The organism is Parasphingorhabdus litoris DSM 22379, assembly GCF_020906275.1.
GTDB lineage: Bacteria > Pseudomonadota > Alphaproteobacteria > Sphingomonadales > Sphingomonadaceae > Parasphingorhabdus > Parasphingorhabdus litoris.
Window position 1 is genome coordinate 727,227 of sequence record NZ_CP086727.1, and the last position, 22,795, is coordinate 750,021.

Annotated in this window: 23 protein-coding genes; 16 read left to right on the top strand and 7 right to left on the bottom strand. The window is 53.4% G+C overall.

Annotated features, from left to right (window positions below; genetic code table 11):
- Positions 1-36 precede the first annotated feature (36 nt).
- Positions 37-582, top strand: a complete 546-nt coding sequence (locus BS29_RS03600) for a hypothetical protein (RefSeq protein WP_229955855.1) — start codon at positions 37-39, stop codon at positions 580-582.
- On the top strand, positions 579-2,126 hold the full coding sequence (locus BS29_RS03605) for a PepSY-associated TM helix domain-containing protein (RefSeq protein WP_229955856.1): 1,548 nt from the start codon (positions 579-581) through the stop codon (positions 2,124-2,126). Before BS29_RS03600 ends, BS29_RS03605 begins: the two co-directional genes overlap by 4 nt.
- A 58-nt stretch (positions 2,127-2,184) precedes the next feature.
- On the opposite strand, the gene nadB is transcribed toward BS29_RS03605, so the two are convergent.
- Both nadB and BS29_RS03615 read right to left on the bottom strand, forming a co-directional pair.
- Positions 2,185-3,789 (bottom strand): L-aspartate oxidase, encoded by a 1,605-nt coding sequence (gene nadB, locus BS29_RS03610; RefSeq protein ID WP_229955857.1) that lies wholly within the window; start codon positions 3,787-3,789, stop codon positions 2,185-2,187.
- A complete protein-coding gene (locus BS29_RS03615) occupies positions 3,786-4,721 on the bottom strand; it encodes an ABC transporter ATP-binding protein (RefSeq protein ID WP_229955858.1) in 936 nt (311 codons plus the stop codon). Before BS29_RS03615 ends, nadB begins: the two co-directional genes overlap by 4 nt.
- Before the next feature lie 136 nt (positions 4,722-4,857).
- Between BS29_RS03615 and BS29_RS03620 the strand changes: the two genes are divergently transcribed.
- From BS29_RS03620 to BS29_RS03685, 14 genes are all read left to right on the top strand, one after another.
- Positions 4,858-5,409, top strand: a complete 552-nt coding sequence (locus BS29_RS03620) for a DUF4402 domain-containing protein (RefSeq protein ID WP_229955859.1) — start codon at positions 4,858-4,860, stop codon at positions 5,407-5,409.
- An 83-nt stretch (positions 5,410-5,492) separates the two neighbouring features.
- Positions 5,493-6,038: a DUF4402 domain-containing protein gene (locus BS29_RS03625; RefSeq protein ID WP_229955860.1), complete on the top strand. Its 546-nt coding sequence runs from the start codon at positions 5,493-5,495 to the stop codon at positions 6,036-6,038.
- 66 nt (positions 6,039-6,104) lie between these two features.
- The gene (locus tag BS29_RS03630) at positions 6,105-6,317 is read left to right on the top strand and encodes a zinc-finger domain-containing protein (RefSeq protein WP_229955861.1); all 213 of its coding nucleotides are present in this window, start codon (positions 6,105-6,107) and stop codon (positions 6,315-6,317) included.
- A 49-nt stretch (positions 6,318-6,366) separates the two neighbouring features.
- Positions 6,367-7,797 (top strand): metalloprotease TldD, encoded by a 1,431-nt coding sequence (tldD, locus tag BS29_RS03635; RefSeq protein ID WP_229955862.1) that lies wholly within the window; start codon positions 6,367-6,369, stop codon positions 7,795-7,797.
- Positions 7,797-8,342: a DUF924 family protein gene (locus BS29_RS03640; RefSeq protein ID WP_229955863.1), complete on the top strand. Its 546-nt coding sequence runs from the start codon at positions 7,797-7,799 to the stop codon at positions 8,340-8,342. The genes tldD and BS29_RS03640 overlap by 1 nt, the downstream gene beginning before the upstream one ends.
- On the top strand, positions 8,305-8,856 hold the full coding sequence (locus tag BS29_RS03645; protein ID WP_229955864.1) for a CPBP family glutamic-type intramembrane protease: 552 nt from the start codon (positions 8,305-8,307) through the stop codon (positions 8,854-8,856). The genes BS29_RS03640 and BS29_RS03645 overlap by 38 nt, the downstream gene beginning before the upstream one ends.
- 14 nt (positions 8,857-8,870) lie before the next feature.
- Positions 8,871-9,431 carry a pyridoxamine 5'-phosphate oxidase family protein gene (locus tag BS29_RS03650; protein WP_229955865.1) on the top strand — a complete coding sequence of 187 codons (561 nt, stop codon included), beginning with the start codon at positions 8,871-8,873 and terminating at the stop codon, positions 9,429-9,431.
- A gap of 5 nt (positions 9,432-9,436) precedes the next feature.
- Positions 9,437-9,649, top strand: a complete 213-nt coding sequence (locus tag BS29_RS03655) for a putative signal transducing protein (protein WP_229955866.1) — start codon at positions 9,437-9,439, stop codon at positions 9,647-9,649.
- Positions 9,646-10,464 carry a patatin-like phospholipase family protein gene (locus BS29_RS17510; RefSeq protein WP_326838492.1) on the top strand — a complete coding sequence of 273 codons (819 nt, stop codon included), beginning with the start codon at positions 9,646-9,648 and terminating at the stop codon, positions 10,462-10,464. The genes BS29_RS03655 and BS29_RS17510 overlap by 4 nt, the downstream gene beginning before the upstream one ends.
- A 141-nt stretch (positions 10,465-10,605) precedes the next feature.
- Positions 10,606-10,944 carry a P-II family nitrogen regulator gene (locus tag BS29_RS03665; RefSeq protein ID WP_229955867.1) on the top strand — a complete coding sequence of 113 codons (339 nt, stop codon included), beginning with the start codon at positions 10,606-10,608 and terminating at the stop codon, positions 10,942-10,944.
- A gap of 16 nt (positions 10,945-10,960) precedes the next feature.
- The gene (locus BS29_RS03670; RefSeq protein WP_229955868.1) at positions 10,961-12,295 is read left to right on the top strand and encodes an ammonium transporter; all 1,335 of its coding nucleotides are present in this window, start codon (positions 10,961-10,963) and stop codon (positions 12,293-12,295) included.
- Between the two features lie 318 nt (positions 12,296-12,613).
- Complete coding sequence (locus BS29_RS03675; protein WP_229955869.1) at positions 12,614-14,992, top strand: TonB-dependent receptor; 2,379 nt, start codon at positions 12,614-12,616, stop codon at positions 14,990-14,992.
- Positions 14,993-15,408: 416 nt separating this feature from the next.
- Positions 15,409-15,909, top strand: a complete 501-nt coding sequence (locus BS29_RS03680) for a hypothetical protein (RefSeq protein WP_229955870.1) — start codon at positions 15,409-15,411, stop codon at positions 15,907-15,909.
- A gap of 111 nt (positions 15,910-16,020) precedes the next feature.
- A complete protein-coding gene (locus BS29_RS03685) occupies positions 16,021-16,683 on the top strand; it encodes a hypothetical protein (protein ID WP_229955871.1) in 663 nt (220 codons plus the stop codon).
- Here BS29_RS03685 and BS29_RS03690 read toward each other — a convergent pair whose 3' ends face one another.
- From BS29_RS03690 to BS29_RS03710, 5 genes are all read right to left on the bottom strand, one after another.
- Positions 16,684-17,478, bottom strand: coding sequence for an SDR family NAD(P)-dependent oxidoreductase (locus BS29_RS03690; protein WP_229955872.1), 795 nt, complete (start codon positions 17,476-17,478; stop codon positions 16,684-16,686).
- A gap of 24 nt (positions 17,479-17,502) precedes the next feature.
- Positions 17,503-18,564: a phosphotransferase family protein gene (locus tag BS29_RS03695; RefSeq protein ID WP_229955873.1), complete on the bottom strand. Its 1,062-nt coding sequence runs from the start codon at positions 18,562-18,564 to the stop codon at positions 17,503-17,505.
- A 17-nt stretch (positions 18,565-18,581) separates the two neighbouring features.
- On the bottom strand, positions 18,582-19,667 hold the full coding sequence (locus BS29_RS03700) for a Zn-dependent alcohol dehydrogenase (protein ID WP_229955874.1): 1,086 nt from the start codon (positions 19,665-19,667) through the stop codon (positions 18,582-18,584).
- Between the two features lie 19 nt (positions 19,668-19,686).
- Positions 19,687-20,988, bottom strand: coding sequence for an acyl-CoA dehydrogenase family protein (locus BS29_RS03705; protein ID WP_229955875.1), 1,302 nt, complete (start codon positions 20,986-20,988; stop codon positions 19,687-19,689).
- Between the two features lie 102 nt (positions 20,989-21,090).
- Positions 21,091-22,506 (bottom strand): MFS transporter, encoded by a 1,416-nt coding sequence (locus tag BS29_RS03710; protein ID WP_229955876.1) that lies wholly within the window; start codon positions 22,504-22,506, stop codon positions 21,091-21,093.
- Positions 22,507-22,795: the final 289 nt, after the last annotated feature.

The window sequence follows — 22,795 nt, forward strand, 5'->3', positions numbered from 1 at the left end:
ATTATCCCGGTGTTCGATGAACCGAGGGGACGAGTCGTGTGGATAGTCGGCGGAATTGCTGTACAATCGCTCAGCATATTGAGTTTGAGGCAGGCGAGCGAGACGAACGGCAAACTCGTTTGGCTCGTGTTTGGCCTGTTGTTTTTTGCGCTTTCAATTTGGCTGATATCAAACGGCCTGGGATTGGAACTTGGCCTGACATGGGCACTCACGACCATCTCGGTCGCGGCCTATGCATTGATCCTTTATCCGTTCGTCACAACGAAGGATGTAGGGCATGAGCGGGTGCCATCGCGCCTTAAAAAAATGCCGAACCCGCCATCAGGATCAAAAGCGAGACTGGCGCTGCGCCTCTTTTCGGCCGGACCACTTTATCTTGTCGCGGCGTTGGCACTTAGCCTTATCGTCGCAACCAAGCCTTGGGCGATAGAGATAACAAGACTATTTACCGGCGGGCTTTTGACACCGCTTTTCTGGTCGATTGGCGCGCTGCATGCAACGGTCGATGAGAGTCTTTGGCGCGTTGCCTATATGCCGGTGTTGATAACCGCTGTCTCAGCTCTGGGATATTTTCTGCTATGACTGATGCACCCAATCTCAATCCGACTGAAACCGAAGGCAGCAACAGTCCATTCGTTCGGCGAATGATTGATTCCCATTCGGTTTTGGGCTTGGCCTTTGCAGCATTGATCTACATCGTGAGCTTGTCCGGTGCGCTGACATTATTTGTTGCAGAAATCTCATTGTGGGAAACGCCGGATGTTCCTGCATCATACCAAACCAGTCCTGCAGCGGTATCAGCCGCCGCGAAAAATGCTGAAGCGCAATTGAAACCGGGCCATGAGATATTGAACATCATCGCCTATGCACCGGATGAGTTTAAGCCCTATCTCACGGTCCGGCTGAATGAGCGCAAGGATCAGAAGTCCGATTTAATCAGCACCGATTGGGTTGCCGATCCGGCAACTGGCGCGCTTGGTCAAGAAGTGAAAGCGCCCTTTGCCCATGTCATCGAAGATCTTCATACGATGTTGCACCTGCCCCGGCCATGGGGTCGCTATCTGGTCGGTCTTTTAGGTGTGGTGATGTTTACACTGATCCTATCTGGCATTTTTGCGCATCCAACGATTTTTAAAGACGCGTTCAAAATGCGCATGAAACGCAATGCCAGGATCGCTTGGACAGATGTCCACAATCGGCTCAGCGTATGGGGCTTGCCGTTCCATCTGATCATCACTTTCACCGGAGCATTTCTGGGCGTTGCAGGAATTACCGTCGCCGCGCTAGCAATGGTGGCTTTTGAAGGTGATCAAGAGGCTGCCATTCAGGTCATACAGGGTCCGCAAGCTATTGAAAATGCCCCACCCATGACGACCTCTCCAGACTATGAAAAAATGTTGGTGAGATCACAGGGTGAAGGCCGGACCTTCTCGCTTTTGGTGGCGGGTAACCCCAAGAGCAGTGGAGAGACGACAACAATTGCCTTTTATGAAGACGGGATATTGTCTGCGAGAACGTCCGAAATTTACCGCAATGATGGTGCGTTTCTTGAAAAGCTGGGCGGTAGCGGAAGTCCCGCCGGAGCAAGAGCTTTCGGCATGGTGCAGCCACTCCATTACGGGACCTTTGGCGGCTATCCGATCAAGATTTTCTATTTTGTCCTGTCGCTGGCGCTCACCTACATCACAAGCACAGGCATGATGATCTGGTTCAAGCGCAAGATGCAGCAAGGGCAGCCGAAGCCCAATTCTGAGGCTGCTTGGCGCGGGATGACGACGGGCTTGTCGCTTGGTCTGGCGGGCACGGCTCTTTTTGTCGCAGCCAATATTACTGTTCCGCTTGAGGTTGTTTTTTTCGCAATTTGGGCGGCAGGACTAGCGGCAATCTATTTCGCAAAACAGCCTCTGAAAATGGTGCGTCATCAATATCTGCTCATCGCCTTGCTGTTGGCTCTGACGGCACTGTTGCACTTTCCCAGCGCGCTGACATCTGAGGCGGCCGCACAAGGAATATTGATAGCGATCAATATTTCATTGTTGGTTGCTTCTTTCGCCTTTGCGTTTGTCTCATCGCGGGGAAGGAAAAGAGAAGTCGATCAAGCTATGGAAACCGTGCCGGCAGAATAGCTTGTTGGCAGTCTACTCATATTGGGAATATTGGGAAGTTAGGTATCCAACTGATATTTTACGGCTTTAAAACCGTGTCTACTGCTTCCGGCAACAGTTCCGGATAATCGGCAATATAGTGCAGCCCCCGGCTTTCTTTCCTGGCAAGGGCCGATTTTACGATCAGGTCCGCAACTTCGATAAGGTTGCGTAGCTCGATCAAATCCTGCGTGACTCGGAAATGGCCGTAATATTCTTCTACTTCCTCGCGTAGTAGATCGATGCGATGCTGAGCGCGTTCGAGGCGTTTGGTGGTGCGGACGATACCAACATAGTTCCACATGAACCGGCGTATCTCGGTCCATGTTTGTTTGATGACAACTTCTTCGTCACTATCGGTGACTCGGCTTTCATCCCACGGGCGAATGGCCGGTGGCTCTGGCATATCGTCCCAGTGAGTCGCGATATCGCGTGCTGCTGCATCGCCGAAAACGAAACATTCCAGCAGGCTGTTTGAGGCCAGCCGGTTGGCGCCATGCAGTCCGCTTTCACTGGCTTCACCTGCCGCATAAAGACCGGGGAGATCGGTGCGCCCATTGAGGTCGATCAAAATGCCGCCGCAAGTATAGTGCTGGGCCGGCACCACAGGTATCGGCTCCTTGGTCATATCAATGCCCAGACCGATCAGTTTCTCGTAGATATTCGGGAAATGATGTTTCACGAATTCAGGATCCCGGTGCGAGATATCAAGATGGACATAGTCGAGGCCAAGCCGCTTGATCTCATGGTCATTGGCGCGGGCAACGATATCGCGGGGGGCTAGCTCCATACGCTCTGGATCAAAGCGATCCATGAAACGTTCGCCGCCTTCATCCACATTGCCGTTTTTGTGGGGCGGTAACTTCAAATGACCACCTTCGCCGCGCACCGCCTCTGTGATCAGGAAATTTTTGACTTCGAGATTATAGAGGCAGGTCGGGTGAAACTGCATCATTTCCATATTGGAAACCCGCGCGCCCGCGCGCCAGGCCATAGCGATGCCATCACCGGTTGCGCTGCGCGGTGCAGTAGAGAAAAGATAAGTCCGGCCGGCGCCGCCGCTGGCCATGATGGTGGCGCGTGATGTCAGTGTTTCCACGCGCCCATTCGCGTTGTTGAGCGCATAGACACCCCACACGTTATTGGCGCCAGTTGGTGTTTCGGCATGCCGATCGGCAATCAGGTCAATCGCAACCATATGGGGTTGCAGGGTAATATTAGGGTGAGCCGCAGCGGTCTTTTGCAGCGCTTCCTGTACCGCCCAACCAGTGGCATCATCGACATGGACGATGCGCCGGTGGCTATGCCCCCCTTCGCGGGTGAGATGTAGAACCTCAGCTTCCTTGTTGAACGGAACGCCCATTTCTTCCAACCGCTCAATCGCGGCTGGCGCGTTTTCAACCACAAACTCAACGGTTTCTCGCCGGTTCAACCCGGCGCCTGCAACCATGGTGTCATTGATATGATTCTCAAACGTATCGCCAGCATCCAATACCGCAGCAATACCGCCCTGTGCCCAGGCTGTTGACCCGCCGGCAAGATCCCCTTTGGCAAGCACCAGCACCTTGTGGGTTCGCGCCAACGTGATTGCCGCGCTCAGTCCCGCTGCACCGGAACCGACGATAATGACGTCGAAATGACTCATGCCGCTTTGCGTGTCAGGTTCAAGAACACATCTTCCAGATCGGCTTCCTTGGTCGTGACATCGACAATCTCATAGCCGCGTTTTTGAACCGCTTGCATCACGCCGCCTGCATTGGTGTGATCCTTGTTATAAGTAACGGCAACCGTGCGCGGTCCAACAATTTCGGCCTTGAGAAACAGGTCATCAGCGAAAGTCACCGCATCGGATTCTTGGGAAACATCACGGTCCAAAGTCAGCTCAACCAGCTTCTCTCGCGCCATGTTGACCAGTTCTGGAGTCGTTTTCAGCGCGATTAACTTGCCATGGTTGATAATCGCAATTCGGTCACAGAGATTTTCCGCCTCCTCAAGATAATGGGTGGTCAGTACGATGGTGACGCCCGATTTGTTGAGCTGCTCGACATATTCCCAGAGCTGTTGCCGCAGCTCGATATCCACGCCTGCCGTTGGTTCATCCAGCACGAGTATCGGCGGGGAGTGGACCATGGCCTTCGCCACCAGAAGGCGGCGTTTCATGCCGCCAGATAGCGTGCGGGAATAGGCATTGGCCTTGTCATCCAGATGTACGGCGCGGAGCAATTCCATCGTCCGGCGTTCCGACTTCTTTATCCCGTAAAGTCCCGCCACGACCTCCAGAGACTCTGCAGGCGTGAAAAACGGATCAAACATTATTTCCTGTGGCACGATGCCGATGGACGCTTTGGCATTGCGGTGATCTGCATCAATATCAAAGCCCCAGATATTGGCCGAACCGCTGGTCTTGCTAACCATGCCCGACAATATGTTGATAAGGGTGGATTTGCCGGCACCATTGGGGCCCAAAAGCCCAAAAATCTCGCCACGTTTTACATCAAAAGTGACACCATCCAGCGCTTTTTTGCCGCCTTGATAGGTTTTGGAGAGATTTTCGATGGATATTGCAGCTTCGGTCATGGCAGACGCATAACCATCTTGTCTCCTACAATCAAAGGCTTTGCGCCGCCAATGATACAGAATGTGACAGCATTTAACGAAATTTTAGGCACGATGTTAAACTTATCTTTCTTGTCTTGCCGCTAGTAATGGCAATGTGGAACAAATTGGGGACCAGAAAAGGGCGTTAAAGCCCGGTTTTGCGCGTGCAGCAATGCTATTGCCTGCGCTGTGCTCGTTGGTGGCCGCTTCGGCTGCAAATGCGCAGTCCGCAGATACAATGGCATCGGTCAGTCGAAGTATCACAGTCGTTAAAAATAGCGACTTGCTTTTCGGTGATTTTATTGCCGGCACGGCAAATAGCAATTTTCGTATGCACGCTGTCACTGGCAATCTGATCCAGCTTAGCGGCGATGCGGTTTCGATCGGTGGTGCACAGAGCCGTGCTTCGTTTACCGCGACCGGAACCCCCTTTGCGCAAGCGAATATAAGGCGTTCACAAAATAGCATTAATATCGTCCGAGATGGCGGGTCAGAGACGATGCGGGTTGATAATTTTTGGCTCGGTAACAGCGGAGGCTTGCGCGATCAGATTTTGGATGCTGCCGGCCAAGCTACATATTTTGTCGGAGGCCGGTTGCGAATAGGACCAAATCAGGCCGCGGGTACATATCGCGGCACCTTTGAAGTGACGATTGATTATCAGTGAATAAATAGGAAAGCCCAAGGGTTAATGGGGATTAACCTTGAAAATTGGGCGTTGTTTAGACTTTTGTGGGTAGTGAGTAGATTATGAAGACCAGAGACCAGATTATACCGCGCTTGATCGGCGGCTTGCTTATCGTCCTTATCGGGATGACCAGTGCACCGGCGGCTTTGGCGCAGGATGCAGACGCTGACGCAAGAGCCGTAACCATCGGCCCGCTTTCCGTCGTCAATATTGCCGACCTGGAATTCGGGAGCATTATCCCGAGCGCCACAGCTGGCACCGTGTTTATCGACACGCGCAATGGTAATCGGAGCACGACAGGCGGCGTCACAACGGCCGCTGGCGCCAATAACCGCGCCAATTTCATCATCTATGGTGGTCCAAACCAGATTGTTGAAATATCGATCCCCGGAACGACAACCATCACCCATACCAATGGCTCGGACAGCATGCTGATCGACCAAATGGCTATTGGTAATGGCAATCGGAATTTCAGTACATTCGTGCGCGGCCTTTTGGGCACGCTCGGCATTTACCAGCTCACTGTTGGTGGCCGGTTGAATGTTAACGCCAACCAGCTGGATGGCGACTATACGGGTAGTTTCATCATGACGGTTGATTATCTCTGATAAAATCAACCGGTTCGCCGACCGTAATATATTGCGCTGGCGGGTCACTGTTGCTAATTCCGCGTCATGAACGACACACCTGAAACCGCAAGAACATCAAAAAAGCGCAATGCCTGTGATGGCGCATCCGACATTCCGGGTGGTGCAGCGCTTGGTCATCCCCGTGTCTGGCTGGAAATAGATGAAAAAGGCTATGTCGATTGCGGCTATTGCGATCGTCGTTTCATATTGATCGGTGGACCTGCCGACGTCGCAGCTGAAGCATCTGTCAGCGAATAATCTGACTTAAGGGGGTGCGCAGCCCCGATTTCGTTTCTATATATAAGAAATGATGAAAAATATTGACCCTCGCTCGTTTCTTTATCGCCCTGATGGCTTGGATCCCGAACGGGCCAAGGCCCTTGTTTCGGGTAGCCTTTCTGCCTGTGATGATGGGGAACTTTACCTGCAATATAGTGCGGTAGAAAGCTTTGGCTTTGATGATGGGCGATTGAAAACCGCCGATTACAGCACCGATAGCGGCTTTGGCCTGCGCGGTGTATCGGGCGAGATGACCGGTTTTTCGCACAGTAACGAAATTAGCGAAGCGGCGATCAAGCGCGCGGCGCAAACGCTGCAACTGCTTGATCCTGCCAAGGGTGATCCGGCCCCACCGCCACGTGGATCCAACCAGCATCTTTATGGCGAAGCCAACCCGTTAGAAGCCATTCCGTTCGCGAAAAAAGTCGCTCTGTGTCAAGAAATTGACGCCGCTGCCCGTGCCCGTGATCCGCGTGTGGCGCAGGTTTCTGTTGGGCTGTCCGGCAGTTGGAGCGTGGTCGAGATTGTCCGTCCTGATGGATTCGTGGCTACCGATGTGCGGCCTCTGGTGCGGCTCAATGTTTCCATTGTCGCAGAACAAAATGGGCGCCGCGAAACCGGCAGCTTCGGTATGGGCGGACGTTATCTTTACGACCAGCTATTTGAGGAAGCACGCTGGAACCGGGCTGTTGATGAAGCGTTGAACCAGGCGTTGGTCAATCTTGAGAGCGTCGATGCGCCTGCCGGTGAACAGACCGTTTTGCTTGGCCCTGGCTGGCCCGGCATCATTCTGCACGAAGCCATAGGTCACGGCCTCGAAGGCGATTTCAACCGCAAGGGCACAAGCGCCTTTTCCGGCCGAATTGGCGAGCGGGTAGCCGCGCCTGGTGTAACGGTTGTCGATGACGGTTCGATCAACGAACGGCGCGGATCGCTGAGCATTGATGACGAAGGCACGCCGACGCAGGAAAATGTCCTGATCGAGGATGGTATCCTCAAATGCTATATGCAGGATCGGCTCAACGCGCGCCTGATGGGTGTTCCGGCAACCGGCAATGGTCGCCGTGAAAGCTATGCTCATGCGCCGATGCCGCGGATGACCAACACGTTCATGCGGGGCGGCAAGGATGATCCGGACGAGCTTATGGGCCGCGTGAAAAACGGCATCTATGCCAAGAGCTTCGGCGGCGGACAGGTGGACATTGTCTCCGGCAAGTTCGTCTTCTCCTGTACCGAGGCTTATAAAATCGAAAACGGCAAATTGGGCGCACCCATAAAAGGCGCGACGCTGATTGGTGATGGTCCGACCGCGCTGACCAAAGTGACCGGTATCGGCAATGATATGGCCCTGGACGAAGGCATTGGCGTGTGCGGTAAGGGCGGGCAGTCAGTGCCAGCCGGCGTTGGGCAGCCGACGTTACTGGTAGATGGATTGACCGTTGGGGGCACTGCTGCTTGATGGCCGACAATTGGTCAGCCGAAATCATTCATTTCTGGTTTGAGGAGTTGGGTCCGGATGACTGGTTCGGTTCCGTTGCAAAGGTTGATGAGCAGATAATAGAACGCTTTGCCGAACTTTGGGAAGAGCAAAAGACAAAGGTTGCGACAGATTTTTTGAGTACCGCAGAAGCGGCTCTTGCAGCGATAATATTGTTTGATCAATTTCCGCGAAACATATTCCGGAACAGTGCAGAAGCCTTTGCCACCGACCATCTCGCGCTGCAAATTGCCAAGGCTGCCATTGATCGGCAGCTGGATGAGCAGCTGACGGAAGATCAGCGCGTGTTCTTATATATGCCGTTCATGCATAGCGAGGATCTGGAAGATCAGACGCGGTCGCTCGGGCTGTTCACTGCATTGGGTATCGAAAACAACATCAAATATGCCAAGGCGCATCGCGATGTTATCGTCAAATTTGGGCGCTTCCCGCACCGCAACAAAGTGCTGGGCCGAGAAACCCGTCCGGATGAACAGGTCGCGATTGACGAAGGGGCCAGTTGGTAGAGCAGGCGCTGTGCGGATCATATTTCAGGAAACATGGACTGCGCTCAAAACCTGGCCGGATGCCGGGCAATGGATAGCGGCTTTGCGCCTCGCCATACCGGTGCTTGCCATTGTAGGGTTTATCGGATTTTTGGGCGGATGGGCTTATTGGTATCCGGTGGATCTCTGGCAAGAAGCGGTTATGGCCATATTTGTCGCGTTCTTGATTTCCGCCATTCCCGCCGAACTGGTGTTTCGTGGTGTTTTGTTATCCGCCCTTGCAAAGTTCAGTCCGCGCTGGGGCGCTTGGCTGGCCACTATTGCTTTTGCATCTTTCTATCCCGTTTACGCGACGATCAACCAAACCAAATGGAATGATGCGCTTGCGATGCCTTCCTTTTGCTTTGCCATGCTGATTTTTGGTATTATCTTGTCGCATATCCGCATTGTTTCGCGGTCGCTTTGGCCGGTGATATTGATTCACGGGGCCGCAGCTTTGATATGGATGCTGGTTTTAGGGCGACAGTTCAACTGAACGGGAAAGAAAATATGGCCGAATTTTTTGACGCACTGAAGGAAGATCACACAGCGTTTATCGCAAAGCAGCCGATATTTTTCGTCGCGACTGCGGCCCCGGATGCGCGGATCAATCTATCGCCCAAGGGCTATGATGCCTTTCGGGTTTTGGGGCCGAAGCGGGTTGCTTATCTTGACCTTGCCGGTTCCGGCAATGAAACCCACGCGCATCTGATTGCTGATGGCCGGGTGACAATCATGTTCAACAATTTCGCCAATCCGGCGCTGATCATGCGGCTTTACGGCACCGGGAAGCCGGTCCTGCCGCAGGATGAGGGGTGGGATGAGCTGGCGGCGCATTTCGAAATATTACCAGGCACGCGGCAGATATTCGATATCGCAGTGGACAATGTGCAGACCAGTTGCGGCTGGGGCGTACCGCAGATGGAATTGAAGTCAGAGCGCGAAACCTTGGTCAAATATCACCGGCAATCCGATCCGGATAAATGGATGGAAAAGACCGCTGGCCGGGTACAGAGCATTGATGGCCTGCCGACGCGCGCGACCGACCGTTATTTTGGCGGCGATGGCTAAAGCCAATGAGTCTCGTTGAACTGTCTCGCCATATGCATGGTTATGAAGCGGAGATCATCCGGGGGCGGCTCGAAGCGGCCGGCATCGGCGCGGTTTGCTTCGACAGCGGTGTGAACATTGTCGAAGGGGCAGGGATTGCCTTGCCGGCTCGGGTCATGGTGCTCAAAGAAGATTTGGACGAAGCCAAAGCCATATTGGCTGAGGACGTGGCGTTATGAAGTTGTCGCTGGCTCTTGGCGGCGGCGCTGGTCTGGGCTGGACCCATATTGGTGTGCTGCGCGCGCTGGAGGATTCGCCGATTGAAATTGCCGCTATCTCAGGCACATCGATCGGAGCGATTACGGGTGCCAGCTTTGCGGCTGGGAAACTCGATTATCTTGAGGAAACGGCACGCACGGCCAGCTTGCGGACCCTGATCCGCTTCATGGACCCGCATTTCAAACGCGGCGCGGTCATGGGTGCGCGGACGATTGAGAAAGAGCTGGACGAACAGCTGGGCAGCCTGACCTTTGCCGATCTGTCCATTCCGGTCGCTGCGGTCGCCGCCGATCTCAAGACCGGTGACACAATCATCATGAATAGTGGCAAGCTGGTACCGGCGGTTCGCGCTTCCATGTCTCTGCCCGGTATTTTTAAACCTGTGGAATATGATGGCCGGTTGCTGGTGGATGGCGGTGCGGCCTTGCCAGTACCGGTTTCTCCGGCAAGGGAAATGGCACCCGATGCGCTGTGCCTGTCGGTCAATTTGCAAGATGATTTCGTCAACCGTGCCGAAATGGCCGGGATCAGCCGGGACGATGGAAAATATCCCAATAGCATTGCCATTGTGAAAGCTTCTATTGGTCTGTCCCTCCGCAATCTGGGGCGCTATTCCCTGGCGCTTGATCCCCCGGATTTTGCCCTGTCGCCACCTGTTGGCCATATTGATATGCAGAATTTTACCAAGGCCGATGAACTGATCGAAATAGGCCGCCGGGAGACTGCAGCGATCATTCCTGACATTCTTGAACGGATGGAAAAAGGCGCTGCCTAAAAATTAGGCAATCCTGCCGCACTGCACAAAATTTACTCTTTGTTTAGAAATTAGAATCAATTTTTTCCATGTGATTCAATTACTTGTGATTCTGGCACACCCTTTGCGACGTTATTCGCCGGTAACAAAGAAGGGGGCATAATGAAATTTATCATTGCCATAATAAAGCCATTCAAGCTCGACGATGTGCGAGACGCGCTGACCGAAGTCGGGATTGCCGGCATGACCGTATCGGAAGTCAAAGGCTTCGGTCGTCAAAAGGGTCAGACCGAGGTTTATCGCGGCGCCGAATATACAACCAACATGGTTCCGAAAGTGAAGCTGGAAATTGCATGCAGCAGTGAACTCGCTGCGCAAGCCGTTGAAGCCATTCAAAACACGGCCGGCACGGAGTCCATTGGTGATGGCAAAATTTTCGTCATGGGCTTGGACAACGCGGTCCGAATTCGCACCGGTGAAACCGGCGATACCGCGATCTAAACAGGGAATTACAATAATGAGAAAAATTCTTACCTTATCTGCGGGATTGATGGCCATCGGGATGGCATCACCTGTGTTGGCGCAGGAAGCGGCCGAAGTGGCGGACCCGAGCGCCAATGTCGCTTATATTTTCAACACGCTGCTGTTCCTGATCGGCGGTTTCCTGGTCATGTGGATGGCCGCTGGCTTTGCGATGCTGGAGGCGGGGCTGGTACGCTCGAAAAACGTCTCCATGCAGTGCCTGAAAAATATCGGCCTCTATTCACTCGCTGGCATCATGTTCTGGGTCACCGGCTATAATCTGATGTATACAGACGTTACCAGCTGGATCGGCAGCTTTGGCCCGTATGGTATGCAGGCGGTCGGCGAAGCCGATGTCGATACCGGCTATTCCGTCGCATCTGACTGGTTCTTCCAAATGGTTTTCTGTGCGACGACCGCATCCATCGTGTCAGGCACAATTGCCGAGCGCGTGAAATTCTGGCCTTTCATGATCTTTGTCGCGATCCTGACCGGTTTCCTCTATCCCATCACGGGTAGCTGGGAATGGGGCACAGGTTGGCTCGATCAGCGCGGCTTCAGTGACTTTGCCGGTTCGACACTGGTGCACTCTGTTGGCGGCTGGGCTGCCCTGGCTGGCGCACTTATCATCGGCCCCCGTCTCGGACGTTATGTCAATGGCAAGATCACGGTGATGCCGGGTTCCAATATCCCCTTGGCGACATTGGGTACATTCATCCTGTGGCTCGGTTGGTTCGGATTTAACGGCGCGTCACAGCTTGCCATGGGTACGGTTGGCGATGTCAGTGACGTTTCCAAGATCTTCGTGAATACCAATATGGCAGCAGCCGGCGGCGTGGTAACCGCGATCGTTCTGACCCAGATCCTCTACAAGAAGATAGATGTCACCATGGCGCTGAACGGCGCACTGGCTGGCCTGGTCTCGATCACGGCAGAACCGCTCACACCGTCTGTTCCAGCGTCTATCCTTATCGGTAGCGTTGGCGGCCTGATTGTTGTGTTCGCGGTTCCGCTGCTCGACAAGCTAAAAATTGACGATGTTGTGGGCGCTATTCCCGTTCACCTTCTGGCCGGTATCTGGGGCACGCTGATCGTTGCCTGGAACACCCAGTCGGAAGTGGACGGCGTGACCCTGACCGTTGCGCAACAGCTTGGCGTACAGGCCTTGGGTGTAGTGGCGATTGGCGCCTTCACCTTTGTGCTTAGCGCTATCGTCTGGACGATTTTGAAATTCACCATTGGCGTTCGGCCTTCTGAGGAAGACGAGCGACTGGGTATGGACATCACCGAAGTCGGTGTCGAAGCCTATCCAGAATTTGCCAAGGGTTAACCAGCTTGGTGCCGACCTTTCTCCTCCCATAATACCGGGGTCGGCACCTCAACTTGTTCCTCCTGAGAACAACAACTTTATGGCCGGTGGTGTGAAAACACCCCGGCCCTTTTTTTTGTCCAAATCGGCGAAATAGGTCCGATCTGTGACCAATTCGTCACAGAAAATGGGTCCCTGTCAAAAATACTAGGGCAAACGAGAGTTTGGCCTTCCCATAAATGTAAAACCCGATTTTAATGTGGTTGTGGGCCAAAGAGCCTCGGTTGTGAATTTGACCATAAAGGTCATCACAACAGAACATATCGAGAGGGTTTAGCTATGAAATCAGTAAAATTTGCAAGTCTGTCCGCATTGGCTTTTGCCATGGCGTCACAGCCTGCATGGGCGCAAGATGCGGAGGAAGCAGCAGAGGCGGATGATAACATCATCATTGTCACGGCCACGAAACGGGACGCCAATCTTCAAGATATTCCATTTTCCATCAATGCCCAGACAGCGGCGGATATCCAAAAAAGTGGAGCTGCTACGCTGGAAGATATCTCGCGCAATGTCGCGGGCCTATCCATCCAAAATCTGGGGCCCGGTCAAAGTCAGGTCGCTATTCGCGGCGTATCGGCGGGACAGATTGTTCGCGACCAGCCCGGCGTGAAAGAGCAGGTCGGAGTCTATCTGGATGAATCCGTCATTTCGCTGTCCCTGTTTACGCCGGATCTTGACCTGTTTGACCTCAATCGCGTGGAAACATTGCGTGGTCCGCAAGGCACGTTATTTGGTTCCGGTTCTATCGGCGGCACCATTCGTTACATCACCAATCAACCCAATTTGAATGAGCTTGAAGGTGTTGCCGAGGGCGATATCAACCTCGTTGACGGCGATGATCTGGGTTACAGTGTGAAAGGTGCGTTCAACGTTCCACTGATCGAAGATAAACTCGCGCTACGTGCGGTTGGTTATTATACGCAATTTGGCGGCTTTATTGAGGCATTGGGCGAAGGCGGCGCGTCAGAGGACGACGTGAATAGCGGTGAGCGTTATGGCGGCCGTTTGGCGCTGACGCTGCAACCGGTCGAAGGCATGACCATCACGCCGCGGATTGTTTACCAGGAAATCAAGTCCGATGGTTTCAACCGCCAGGAAGTGTTCAACCTGTTCGCCAATCCGTTCACAACCACGCGGCCTGACATTCAACTGGGTGAGCGGCAGCAATATTTGTTGTTGGACGAAGCTTTCGAAGATCAGACGATGATTGCCGATCTGACGTTCAATGCGGATTTGGGCACTGTAAACTTCACAGCTGTTACCAGCTATACGGATCGTGAAATATTGGTCAGCCGTGATGCGAGTGCATTGACCGGCTCGGTATCAGTTGACCTTGGCTTTCCGGATGCTGCGGTATTGCTGCCTTCCAATCTGCGAGACACGACTGATCTGTCACAAATCTCCCAAGAGGTCCGGTTCTCCTCCAATAATGACAGTCGGTTCCAATGGGTCGTGGGCGGTTTCTATTCGTCGGTTACACGTGAATATCGCCAACGCCTGCCAACACCCGGCTATGATGCGGCGACCGATGCAACCTTGGGTGCTGGAACATCAGCAGCTGTCGCAAACGGATTTGGAGCTGACTCACCGTTCAACTCAGATCTGGACTATGATATCGAACAATTTGCAGCCTTTGCGGAAGCCAGTTTCGATCTCACCGACAGTCTGACCATAACGGCCGGTGGGCGCTATTATGATTTCGAAGAAACCCGTATGATCACCACGGGCGGTTTGTTCGCCAATGGAGATAGCGGCGTTGTCGATGTGACATCGTCCGATGGTTTCACGCCGCGTTTGCTGATCAACTATGACATAACCGATGATATTTCGGTCAATGCACAAGCATCACAAGGCTTCAGGCTTGGCGGTGTGAATGATCCGCTGAATATTCCGCTATGTTCACCGCAAGATGCGGCCATCTTCGGTTCCTTCCAGGATTATGATGATGAATCGCTATGGAACTATGAGGTCGGGGTCAAAGCACAGACCGGCGGGATTACCTTCAACGCGGCGGCCTTCTACACCGATATCAGCGATTTGCAGGTGACGCTGGATGCTGGGTCCTGTTCTTCGCGGATTACCTTCAACGTGCCAGAGGCCCATACGCTTGGTCTGGAATGGGAATTGTCGGCAGAAGTGCTCACTGGATTGGATATCGGCCTATCCGGTTCCATATTGGAAGCCGAATTTGACTCTACCGTCGTGGACGGCGCCGGTAATGTGTTGGGCGGTGTGGAAGACGGCAACCGGCTTCCCTCGGTACCGAAATTCCAGATATCCGGTGATGCGACCTACAGCTGGCCAATCGGTCCGGGTGAAGCCTTTATCAGTGCATCCGCACAGCATGTCGGAAGCCGGTTCACACAGCCAAGCGACCAGGTTGATAATCCGCGTTCCTTTGTCTCCGGACTGCCATTTGGCGGTGCTACCGGCAATGATGCAACGGTTATCGATCTGAAACTGCCGTCCTATGAGCTGGTCAATCTCAGCGCCGGGGTCAAGCTCGACAATCAGCTGGATGTGACAATCTATGTGAAGAATGTCTTTGATGAAAACGCGCTGCTGTCCTTTGACCGGGAGCGCGGTGGGCGCGCGCGAACCGCTTTCCGGGTCGGTCAGCCCCGGACATTTGGTTTGACCGTTCGCAAGGGTTTCTAAAGCCCTCAATATCGAATGACAGGCCGGGGGTGGAAACATCTCCGGCCTTTTTGATTCTGTCTTCGATAGGAAGATCATCAATTGTTGGATCGGTGGCTGTCCTACACAGCCTGTTTCATGATAGAGTCGAAAGCTGCTCCTGATTTCGGAGTCAATTTCCTATGTTTGATGAATCGGTAAAAAAGACATTTTGTTTCTGCCAGCATCCGCGTTGTCGCAAATGCCCATAGGGGACTGTGAACTTTGTAAACTTCGCTTCTCTTCCGCAGAAAAGCTGGAATATTGCCGTTCATAAAAATAGCCACTAACCTGAACAATCGCTGACAGGAAGGTTCAGTCTTCACTCAACCGCCCTTCTCTAAAAAGGCTTTGCAAGCTCGGAAAAGGTTCTCGAGTGGAGTAGAAGGAACTTAGAGATGAACAGTCTTAAAACAGCAATCGTCGGAACCGCTGCCGCAACTGCGATGGCCTTTTCTGCGACACCGGCTATGGCCAAGGATTATGATCGGGATGGCATTGGTGCCGGAGAAGTAATTGCCGGAGCAGTAGTGCTCGGCGGACTGGCGGCGATCTTATCATCGAGCAAAAAGGATAAGTATAGCAGCAGCTATTATGACCGTGACTATCGTGACCGCCGTTATGGCTATGGCGATCGTAAGCGGATCAGGCCGCGCCGGGCGGTGAACAAATGTGTCCGGGCTGCGGAGCGCAAGGCGAGCTATTATGGCCGGGCTGACGTGACCCAGATCCGTGATGTGAAACGGACCCGCTATGGTTACAAGATCAAAGGCCGGCTCGTAGTGAAGGACGGCTATCGCGGATATCGGCGTAGCTATGACCGCGGTAAATTCACCTGCTATGTCGAAGGTCGCCGGGTATCAGGTGTACGCCTCAAAGACCTTAGACATCGTTACTAAGGTTACAGGATATAAGAAAATGGTTCAGCCTGGCGACAGGCTGAACCAACTATTTATGGTATATGACTGGATTCTGAGCTACAGAATCTAGGGAAACTGGGGGTATGCGTTATGAGTTTTCAAAAGACAATTTCAGCAGCCGTTGCATCAACGGCTTTGGTATTTACCGGATTTGCGCCTGCAATGGCAGCGCCGGTGAAGCCTGCACCAGCAGCTGCGCCGCTGATCGATCTGGATAGTCTGGGGTGGACAGCCGAGAGTGACAAGGCAGAAGGCTGGCGCGGATATCGTGGGTATCGGGGTTATCGCGGATATGGCTATGGCCGTGGCTACCGTCGGCATCGGAACCGGGTTGACGCCGGTGATGTTTTGGCGGGTGTCTTGATCATTGGCGGTATCGCCGCAATCGCCAGTGCCGCTTCAAAGAACAAGCGGGATCGTCGCTATGATGATCGCGATTATCGCTATGATAGGCGCAGTGATGACCGGCGTTATGACGATCGCCGGTCCGATGATCGCCGGTCCGACAGCCGCGATGATCGCAGTACGGGATCCATGGATACGGCAATTAATGTTTGCTCCAACGCCGCCGAGCGTCAGGCTGGGGACGATGCACGTGTTTCTCAGATTCAATCGGTTGCGCGCGATGGTGCTGGCTGGCGTGTCGAAGGCAATCTATCCGGGAAAGCACAAACGACATTTCTATGCGGCACGACAAATGGCCGCGTCGATTTTGTTCAATTGGGCAATGGTGAGCTCGCTTTTGCGAACTAATTACACGGCTGTCCGGCCAAATTCCTGACGAGTCACCGGGTGCGAAGCGCTTAGTCCCCCATCGACCGCAATTGCCTGCCCATTGACATAGGATGACCGGTCGGATGCCAAGAACAAGGCAACTTCCGCCATCTCAATCGGATTGGCCCCGCGGCGCAAGGGATTGAGGTAACCAAGCCGGTCCTCTTTGCCTTTCTCCCGAGCTTTATCGTAGATAAACTGGGTCATACCGGTCTCGGTGATACCGGGGCAAATGGCATTGCAGCGGACATTGGCGGTAGCAAATTGTTGCGCGGCCACTTTGACAAGATTGATCACCCCTGCTTTTGACGCAGAGTAAGCCGGTCCGCCGGCACCGGATCGAATGCCAGCAACACTGGCTGTACAGATGATCGATCCGCCATGCCCACTGTCGGCAATGACTTTGCCTGCATATTTGGCAGCGAGAAACGGCCCGATCAAATTGACGCGCAGCACTTCCTGCCACTCGGCTACGCTGCTATCGAATATGCCTTCAAATCCTCCCCCAATACCGGCATTGGCGAAAAAAACGTGCAGGTCGCCAAATTTCTGCTCAGCTGCATCGACCAGCATTTCGATATCGCCCTCAGAACCAGCATCGGCCTTGATCGCAATAATATCGCCATCAGAACCTTTGGCCGTTTCCTCGACCGCGTCAGTAACATCACTGGCGATTACTTTTGCACCATGCTCAGCGAACAACAGCGCCGACGCCCTGCCAATGCCGCTGCCCGCGCCAGTTACGATGGCTACTTTGTCTTGAAGGTCCGCCATGTTTCTGCTCCTGTTAGCTTTGGTTCAAGCACCGGCGCGTTTTGCTGCTTCCCATCCGGCTTGCGCCAATGGCGTTACCCGGTCCGACATTTCAGCGGCCGCTGCGCTATTTGCTGTACCATCTACTACACGCTTCTGGATGCCCTGCAAAATGGCGGCAATCCGGAAAAGGTTATAGGCAAGATACCAGTCCATCGGAGGCAAGTCATCAAGGCCTGATTTTTCACAATAGCGGGCAATGGCCTCTTCGCGAGACGGAATGCCAAGAGCCTCCAGATCAACGCCTTTCAGGCCGCTGCGCCCCTCTGGTTCCATTTCATAGGCCATCAGCCAGTAGGCAAAATCGGCAATGGGATCGCCAAGCGTAGACAATTCCCAGTCCAGCACCGCGATAACTTTGGGTTTGTCATGGGCAAAGATCATATTGTCGAGGCGGTAATCGCCATGAACAATGCCAAAGCCTTTTTGTTCCGGAATGGTCTTTGTCAGCCATTCAATAAGCTGATCCATCTCCGGAATGGTTTCCAGCTCTGACAATTTATACTGTTGCGTCCATCGAGAAATCTGGCGTTCGCAATAATTGCCTGATTTCCCGTGTTTTTCCAGTCCTAACTCGGCGGGATCATAGCTATGAAGCTGGGCAAGCGTGTCTATCATTTCAAAATAGATCGCACGCCGTTCCTCAGGCTCCATGCCTGGCAAAGTGCCGTCCCAAAGCGTCCGCCCATCGGCCATGCCCATGATGTAGAACATGGTTCCAATGACATCATCATCGTCGCACAGGCCATATGGCTTTGCGACAGGAAATCCGGTGGGGTGCAATCCAGCAATTACCCGGAATTCGCGATCAACGGCGTGGGCCGATGGCAGCAATTTGCCAAATGGCTTTTTGCGAAGGACATAATCGGTTCCCGGTGTTTCAATTTTATATGTCGGGTTGGATTGACCGCCTTTGAATTTTGAGAGGGTCAAAGGGCCAGTAAAGCCTTCAACATTCGCCTCCATCCATTTGGTAAGGCTGGCTTCGTCCAGCTTGTCCTTGTCCGGTACCGCCATGGTGCCGGTCATATCTTCTTGTGGATTCATCAAACTTCCCTAGCTAGTTAAGCAAAAGTGATCACAGAACGCGCCGCATCACCTTTTTTCATTTTTTCAAAACCATCATTAATCTGTTCCAATGGGATGGTTTCCGCAACAATGCTGTCCAGATCCAACAGGCCGCGCAGATAAAAGTCAACAAGGCGCGGAATATCAACCGGAAAGCGATTTTCGCCCATTAACACGCCCTGCAATTTCTTGCCGGAGAGCAAATCCATGGCGCTAAGACCAACCTTATGATCCAGCGGCATCATCCCCAGGATTGTCGCTGTACCGCCGCGCTTGAGCGATCCGACAGCCAAGTCTCCGGATGCCGGACGACCGACCGCTTCAATGGCATGGTCAACCCCGCCGTGGGTCATTTCCAAAATCTGTTCGGCGGCATCTTCTGCCATAGCATCGACGACATCAGTCGCACCCAGCTTCACCGCCAGTTCGCGTTTTTCCGGGATCGGATCCGCCGCGATAATCTTTCCGGCGCCAGCAATTTTTGCCGCATTAATTGTCGCGAGACCAACGCCGCCACAGCCGACCACGGCTACGCTTTCGCCCGGCGTAACGTCGCAGGCGTTAAAGATCGTTCCCGCTCCAGTCGTCACCGCACAGCCAATAACAGCGGCGCGATCGAGCGGCATATCGGGATTGATACGGACGCAAGCATGTTCATGAATCAGCATTTGCTCTGCAAAAGCGGACAGGTTGAGCATTTGCGCGACAGGTGATCCGTCTGGACGGGTAATCCGCGGGCTGTCTCCCTCGGCCCGCCGCGTGTCGGCGCCAAGACACAGAGACATGCGGCCCGAGACGCAAAATTCGCAATGTCCGCAAAAAGCCGAAAGGCAGGAAATAACAGCATCACCCACAGCGACGGTGCGGACCTCGCTGCCAATGGCTTCGACAATGCCCGCAGCCTCATGCCCCGGTATGGCGGGCAAGGGATGCGGGTAACTGCCATCGATAAAATGCAGGTCAGAATGGCAAAGTCCGCAGGCCGCCGTTCGGATCAGCACTTCATGCGGTCCCGGTTTGGAGATTGTGACCTCTTCTATTTCAAGCGGTTGGCCCGCCTCTACCAAGACTGCTGCTTTCATGGGCTCGTGCCCTCCCTCTTTATCGTGTGACGGCCAGATCGCCCGACGAAAACTCCTGCTTCATCTTGTTACCATCAGCGGTTTCGGCATATTTGCCATATTCCATCTTGGCAATCGTCCGGTTGTGAACCTCATCTGGGCCGTCGGCCAGACGCAGCGTGCGTTGATGTGCATAGGCATTGGCAAGACCAAAGTCGTCGCTGACACCGCCGCCGCCATGGGCCTGAATGGCATCATCGATAATTTTCAACGCCATGGACGGGGCCTGAACCTTGATCATCGCGATTTCAGCTTTGGCATATTTATTACCGACTTTATCCATCATATCAGCCGCTTTTAGACAAAGCAGCCGGCTCATATCGATATCGATACGGGCGCGGGCGACGCGCTCATCCCAAACACTATGTTCGGAAATGCGTTTCCCAAAAGCAATGCGTGACTGCAGGCGCTTGACCATCTTTTCGAGTGCTTCTTCGGCAACGCCAATGGTGCGCATGCAGTGATGGATACGGCCAGGCCCAAGGCGGCCTTGCGCGATTTCAAAGCCGCGGCCTTCGCCGAGAATGATATTAGACGCAGGAACACGAACATCCTTCATCTCAACTTCCATATGGCCGTGGGGGGCGTCATCATAACCGAACACTGGTAAATGGCGGATGATTTTTACCCCTGGGGCATCGGTTGGCATCAATATCTGAGACTGCTGTGTATAGCGGCTGCCTTCAAAGCTGGTCTTGCCCATGACAATCGCGATTTTACAGCGCGGATCGCCAAGGCCGGACGACCACCATTTGCGGCCATTGATAACATATTCATCGCCATCACGAACGATCGCTGTTTCGATGTTTGTGGCGTCGGAGGATGCGACAGCCGGCTCGGTCATTAGAAATGCAGACCGGATCTCACCGTTCATCAAGGGACGTAGATATTGTTCTTTTTGCTCCAGCGTTCCGTAACGATGGAAAACTTCCATGTTGCCTGTATCGGGAGCGGAACAGTTAAACACTTCGGACGAGAAACCCACACGCCCCATTTCTTCAGCGCACAGAGCATATTCAAGGTTGGTAAGGCCTGGACCGTCAAATTCAAATACTTCGTCAATATGCGTTAGGTTCGGGTTGGCCGGCGGCATGAAAAGGTTCCAGATTCCCTTTTCTTTCGCTTTGACCTTTTCCTCTTCAATGACTTGGAGAACTTTCCAGCGATCTCCAGATGCATCTTCCGCTTTATAATCAGCAATGCGCGGTCGGATGTGGTTTTCAATATGCTCACGTACCTGATTGCGCCAATATTCCTGCTTCTCCGTGAGATCAAAATCCATGCTTCTATCCTTTTCGAAAGCGTTTCGATTTAACTATGCGATTAACTTATCAGAGGCTCTGCAGCTTTGCCACAGGGAAACGTGCCCGAACTCGGAAAAATTCTACTCCGCAGCGCGGGCAGACATCCGTTCTTCATGATCCTTTTCGCCGAGCGGAAACAATGTGTAGGCCCAAGCCCCGATCAGCGCGATCGCTGTGGCAAGAATCACATAGAAAAGCGCCAGATTGTCGACAATATCGGGGTCAACAGTGCCACTCGCGGCACCCTGTGGCAGGCCGACCAGAGCGATGATCAATCCGGACAACAAGATTCCTAGCCCATTGACCACTTTCTGCATGAAAAACATGCCCGACGAGAACAGCCCCTCGGTACGTTTTCCGGTATCATGCTCATATTGGTCCGAGACGTCGGCGATCATCGACAGAGTGAGAATCATAGCCGAGATCCCGGAGGCAGTTGAACTGATTAGGAAAGCGAAGAGCAGAGGCACCATTACCGGATCTCCTGGCTCCGGAAACAGGCCAGCAAAACGCAGCCAGTAGGGGAGGGTGCCGAGTAGCAATGTCACGAGCGCGAGCCAAGCGGCGGCATGTGCCTTGCCGAGCTTTTTCGAAATCGGGGTGACCATGATGAAGGCCACGATAGCAGCGACAAGCAGCAAGGCCGAATAGGCGGTGAAATTGGCCTGGGTAAACTCCCAAACATGAGTGAACAGATAAATGGAAAGCGCGAAGATCAGCCACTGGTTGGTAAAGGCAAAAACGCCCGCGAACATAAGGAGTAGAAAAGGTCGATAGCGGAAAGCTTGCATGATCTCGCCGAAGGTCTCGGCGGATTGCGGATATTCGGTGGCTTCCCGATACTGGCGGACAATCCTCTTATGAGTGCCGATAGCGGAAGACAGCGCCGCAATGGCCATGAGGCAAGCGCCAAAAATTGCGTATCCACTGTACCCCGCCGGATTGAGCTGGCCATCCGCATATTCCGCGGTGGGAGTCAGGAAAAAAGCGTAAGCGAGGAACATCACAAAAATGCCGCCGCCCCAGCCGAAAAGGAATCGGTATCGCATGATCGCCGTCCGGTCATGATAATCCCGGCTCAGTTCGGGCAACAGGGCCAGTGCCGGCACTTCATAGGCCGAAAACGCCATACGGACGGCCATGGCAATGAAAAACAGATAGGCAAATGTGCCCCATTCGCTGAGTTCCGGGGGGTGCCACAGGGCGATCCAGATCAAGGCGATGGGAATCACTGCGCTGTATAGCCATGGGTGGCGCCGACCAATTTTGGTCCGGGTGCGATCGCTCATCTGCCCAACTGCCGGATCGATAAAGGCGTCGGCAATAAGAGCGAGCGCGATAGCCAGGCTGACAAGATCGGCGCGCAGTCCGACGACTTGATTATAGTAGAACAGCAGGAAAGTGGCGAAGCCATTGTCCTTGATACCATATGCAACGGATCCGAAACCGTAGGCCAGCTTCGATTTCAGTGGCAGTGTTTCCGAAGCGGCGCTCATGGACATTTGTCTGCAATATGGCGAGCCGTGTGCCGCATCATCGGGCAAGCTGATTCGGGCTTTGTTTCCCAAATTTTGTCAGTCTTACACATCCAGTCCTGCTCCTTTTTTGTCTCTTGCATAGGCTGCACATAAAAAGTTCGTCAATCGATTCCGTAATGTCGTCCTGCTTACGCTACGGAATCCGGCACCGGTTTTAACCGGAAAAATTTCTGTCCGGAAATACGAGGCGATCATTGAACCTTGGGCGCAACCTATGATAGTCAACTCTTAATCGATCAATTAAAGG

What these genes read in the sequence shown, in the direction of transcription:
- BS29_RS03605 (WP_229955856.1), top strand. Translation starts at nt 579, where the DNA reads ATGACTGATGCACCCAATCTCAATCCGACTGAAACCGAAGGCAGCAAC.
- nadB (WP_229955857.1), bottom strand. Translation starts at nt 3,789, where the DNA reads ATGAGTCATTTCGACGTCATTATCGTCGGTTCCGGTGCAGCGGGACTG.
- BS29_RS03615 (WP_229955858.1), bottom strand. Translation starts at nt 4,721, where the DNA reads ATGACCGAAGCTGCAATATCCATCGAAAATCTCTCCAAAACCTATCAA.
- BS29_RS03625 (WP_229955860.1), top strand. Translation starts at nt 5,493, where the DNA reads ATGAAGACCAGAGACCAGATTATACCGCGCTTGATCGGCGGCTTGCTT.
- BS29_RS03630 (WP_229955861.1), top strand. Translation starts at nt 6,105, where the DNA reads ATGAACGACACACCTGAAACCGCAAGAACATCAAAAAAGCGCAATGCC.
- tldD (WP_229955862.1), top strand. Translation starts at nt 6,367, where the DNA reads ATGATGAAAAATATTGACCCTCGCTCGTTTCTTTATCGCCCTGATGGC.
- BS29_RS03640 (WP_229955863.1), top strand. Translation starts at nt 7,797, where the DNA reads ATGGCCGACAATTGGTCAGCCGAAATCATTCATTTCTGGTTTGAGGAG.
- BS29_RS03645 (WP_229955864.1), top strand. Translation starts at nt 8,305, where the DNA reads ATGAACAGGTCGCGATTGACGAAGGGGCCAGTTGGTAGAGCAGGCGCT.
- BS29_RS03650 (WP_229955865.1), top strand. Translation starts at nt 8,871, where the DNA reads ATGGCCGAATTTTTTGACGCACTGAAGGAAGATCACACAGCGTTTATC.
- BS29_RS03655 (WP_229955866.1), top strand. Translation starts at nt 9,437, where the DNA reads ATGAGTCTCGTTGAACTGTCTCGCCATATGCATGGTTATGAAGCGGAG.
- BS29_RS17510 (WP_326838492.1), top strand. Translation starts at nt 9,646, where the DNA reads ATGAAGTTGTCGCTGGCTCTTGGCGGCGGCGCTGGTCTGGGCTGGACC.
- BS29_RS03665 (WP_229955867.1), top strand. Translation starts at nt 10,606, where the DNA reads ATGAAATTTATCATTGCCATAATAAAGCCATTCAAGCTCGACGATGTG.
- BS29_RS03670 (WP_229955868.1), top strand. Translation starts at nt 10,961, where the DNA reads ATGAGAAAAATTCTTACCTTATCTGCGGGATTGATGGCCATCGGGATG.
- BS29_RS03675 (WP_229955869.1), top strand. Translation starts at nt 12,614, where the DNA reads ATGAAATCAGTAAAATTTGCAAGTCTGTCCGCATTGGCTTTTGCCATG.
- BS29_RS03680 (WP_229955870.1), top strand. Translation starts at nt 15,409, where the DNA reads ATGAACAGTCTTAAAACAGCAATCGTCGGAACCGCTGCCGCAACTGCG.
- BS29_RS03685 (WP_229955871.1), top strand. Translation starts at nt 16,021, where the DNA reads ATGAGTTTTCAAAAGACAATTTCAGCAGCCGTTGCATCAACGGCTTTG.
- BS29_RS03690 (WP_229955872.1), bottom strand. Translation starts at nt 17,478, where the DNA reads ATGGCGGACCTTCAAGACAAAGTAGCCATCGTAACTGGCGCGGGCAGC.
- BS29_RS03695 (WP_229955873.1), bottom strand. Translation starts at nt 18,564, where the DNA reads ATGAATCCACAAGAAGATATGACCGGCACCATGGCGGTACCGGACAAG.
- BS29_RS03700 (WP_229955874.1), bottom strand. Translation starts at nt 19,667, where the DNA reads ATGAAAGCAGCAGTCTTGGTAGAGGCGGGCCAACCGCTTGAAATAGAA.
- BS29_RS03705 (WP_229955875.1), bottom strand. Translation starts at nt 20,988, where the DNA reads ATGGATTTTGATCTCACGGAGAAGCAGGAATATTGGCGCAATCAGGTA.
- BS29_RS03710 (WP_229955876.1), bottom strand. Translation starts at nt 22,506, where the DNA reads ATGAGCGCCGCTTCGGAAACACTGCCACTGAAATCGAAGCTGGCCTAC.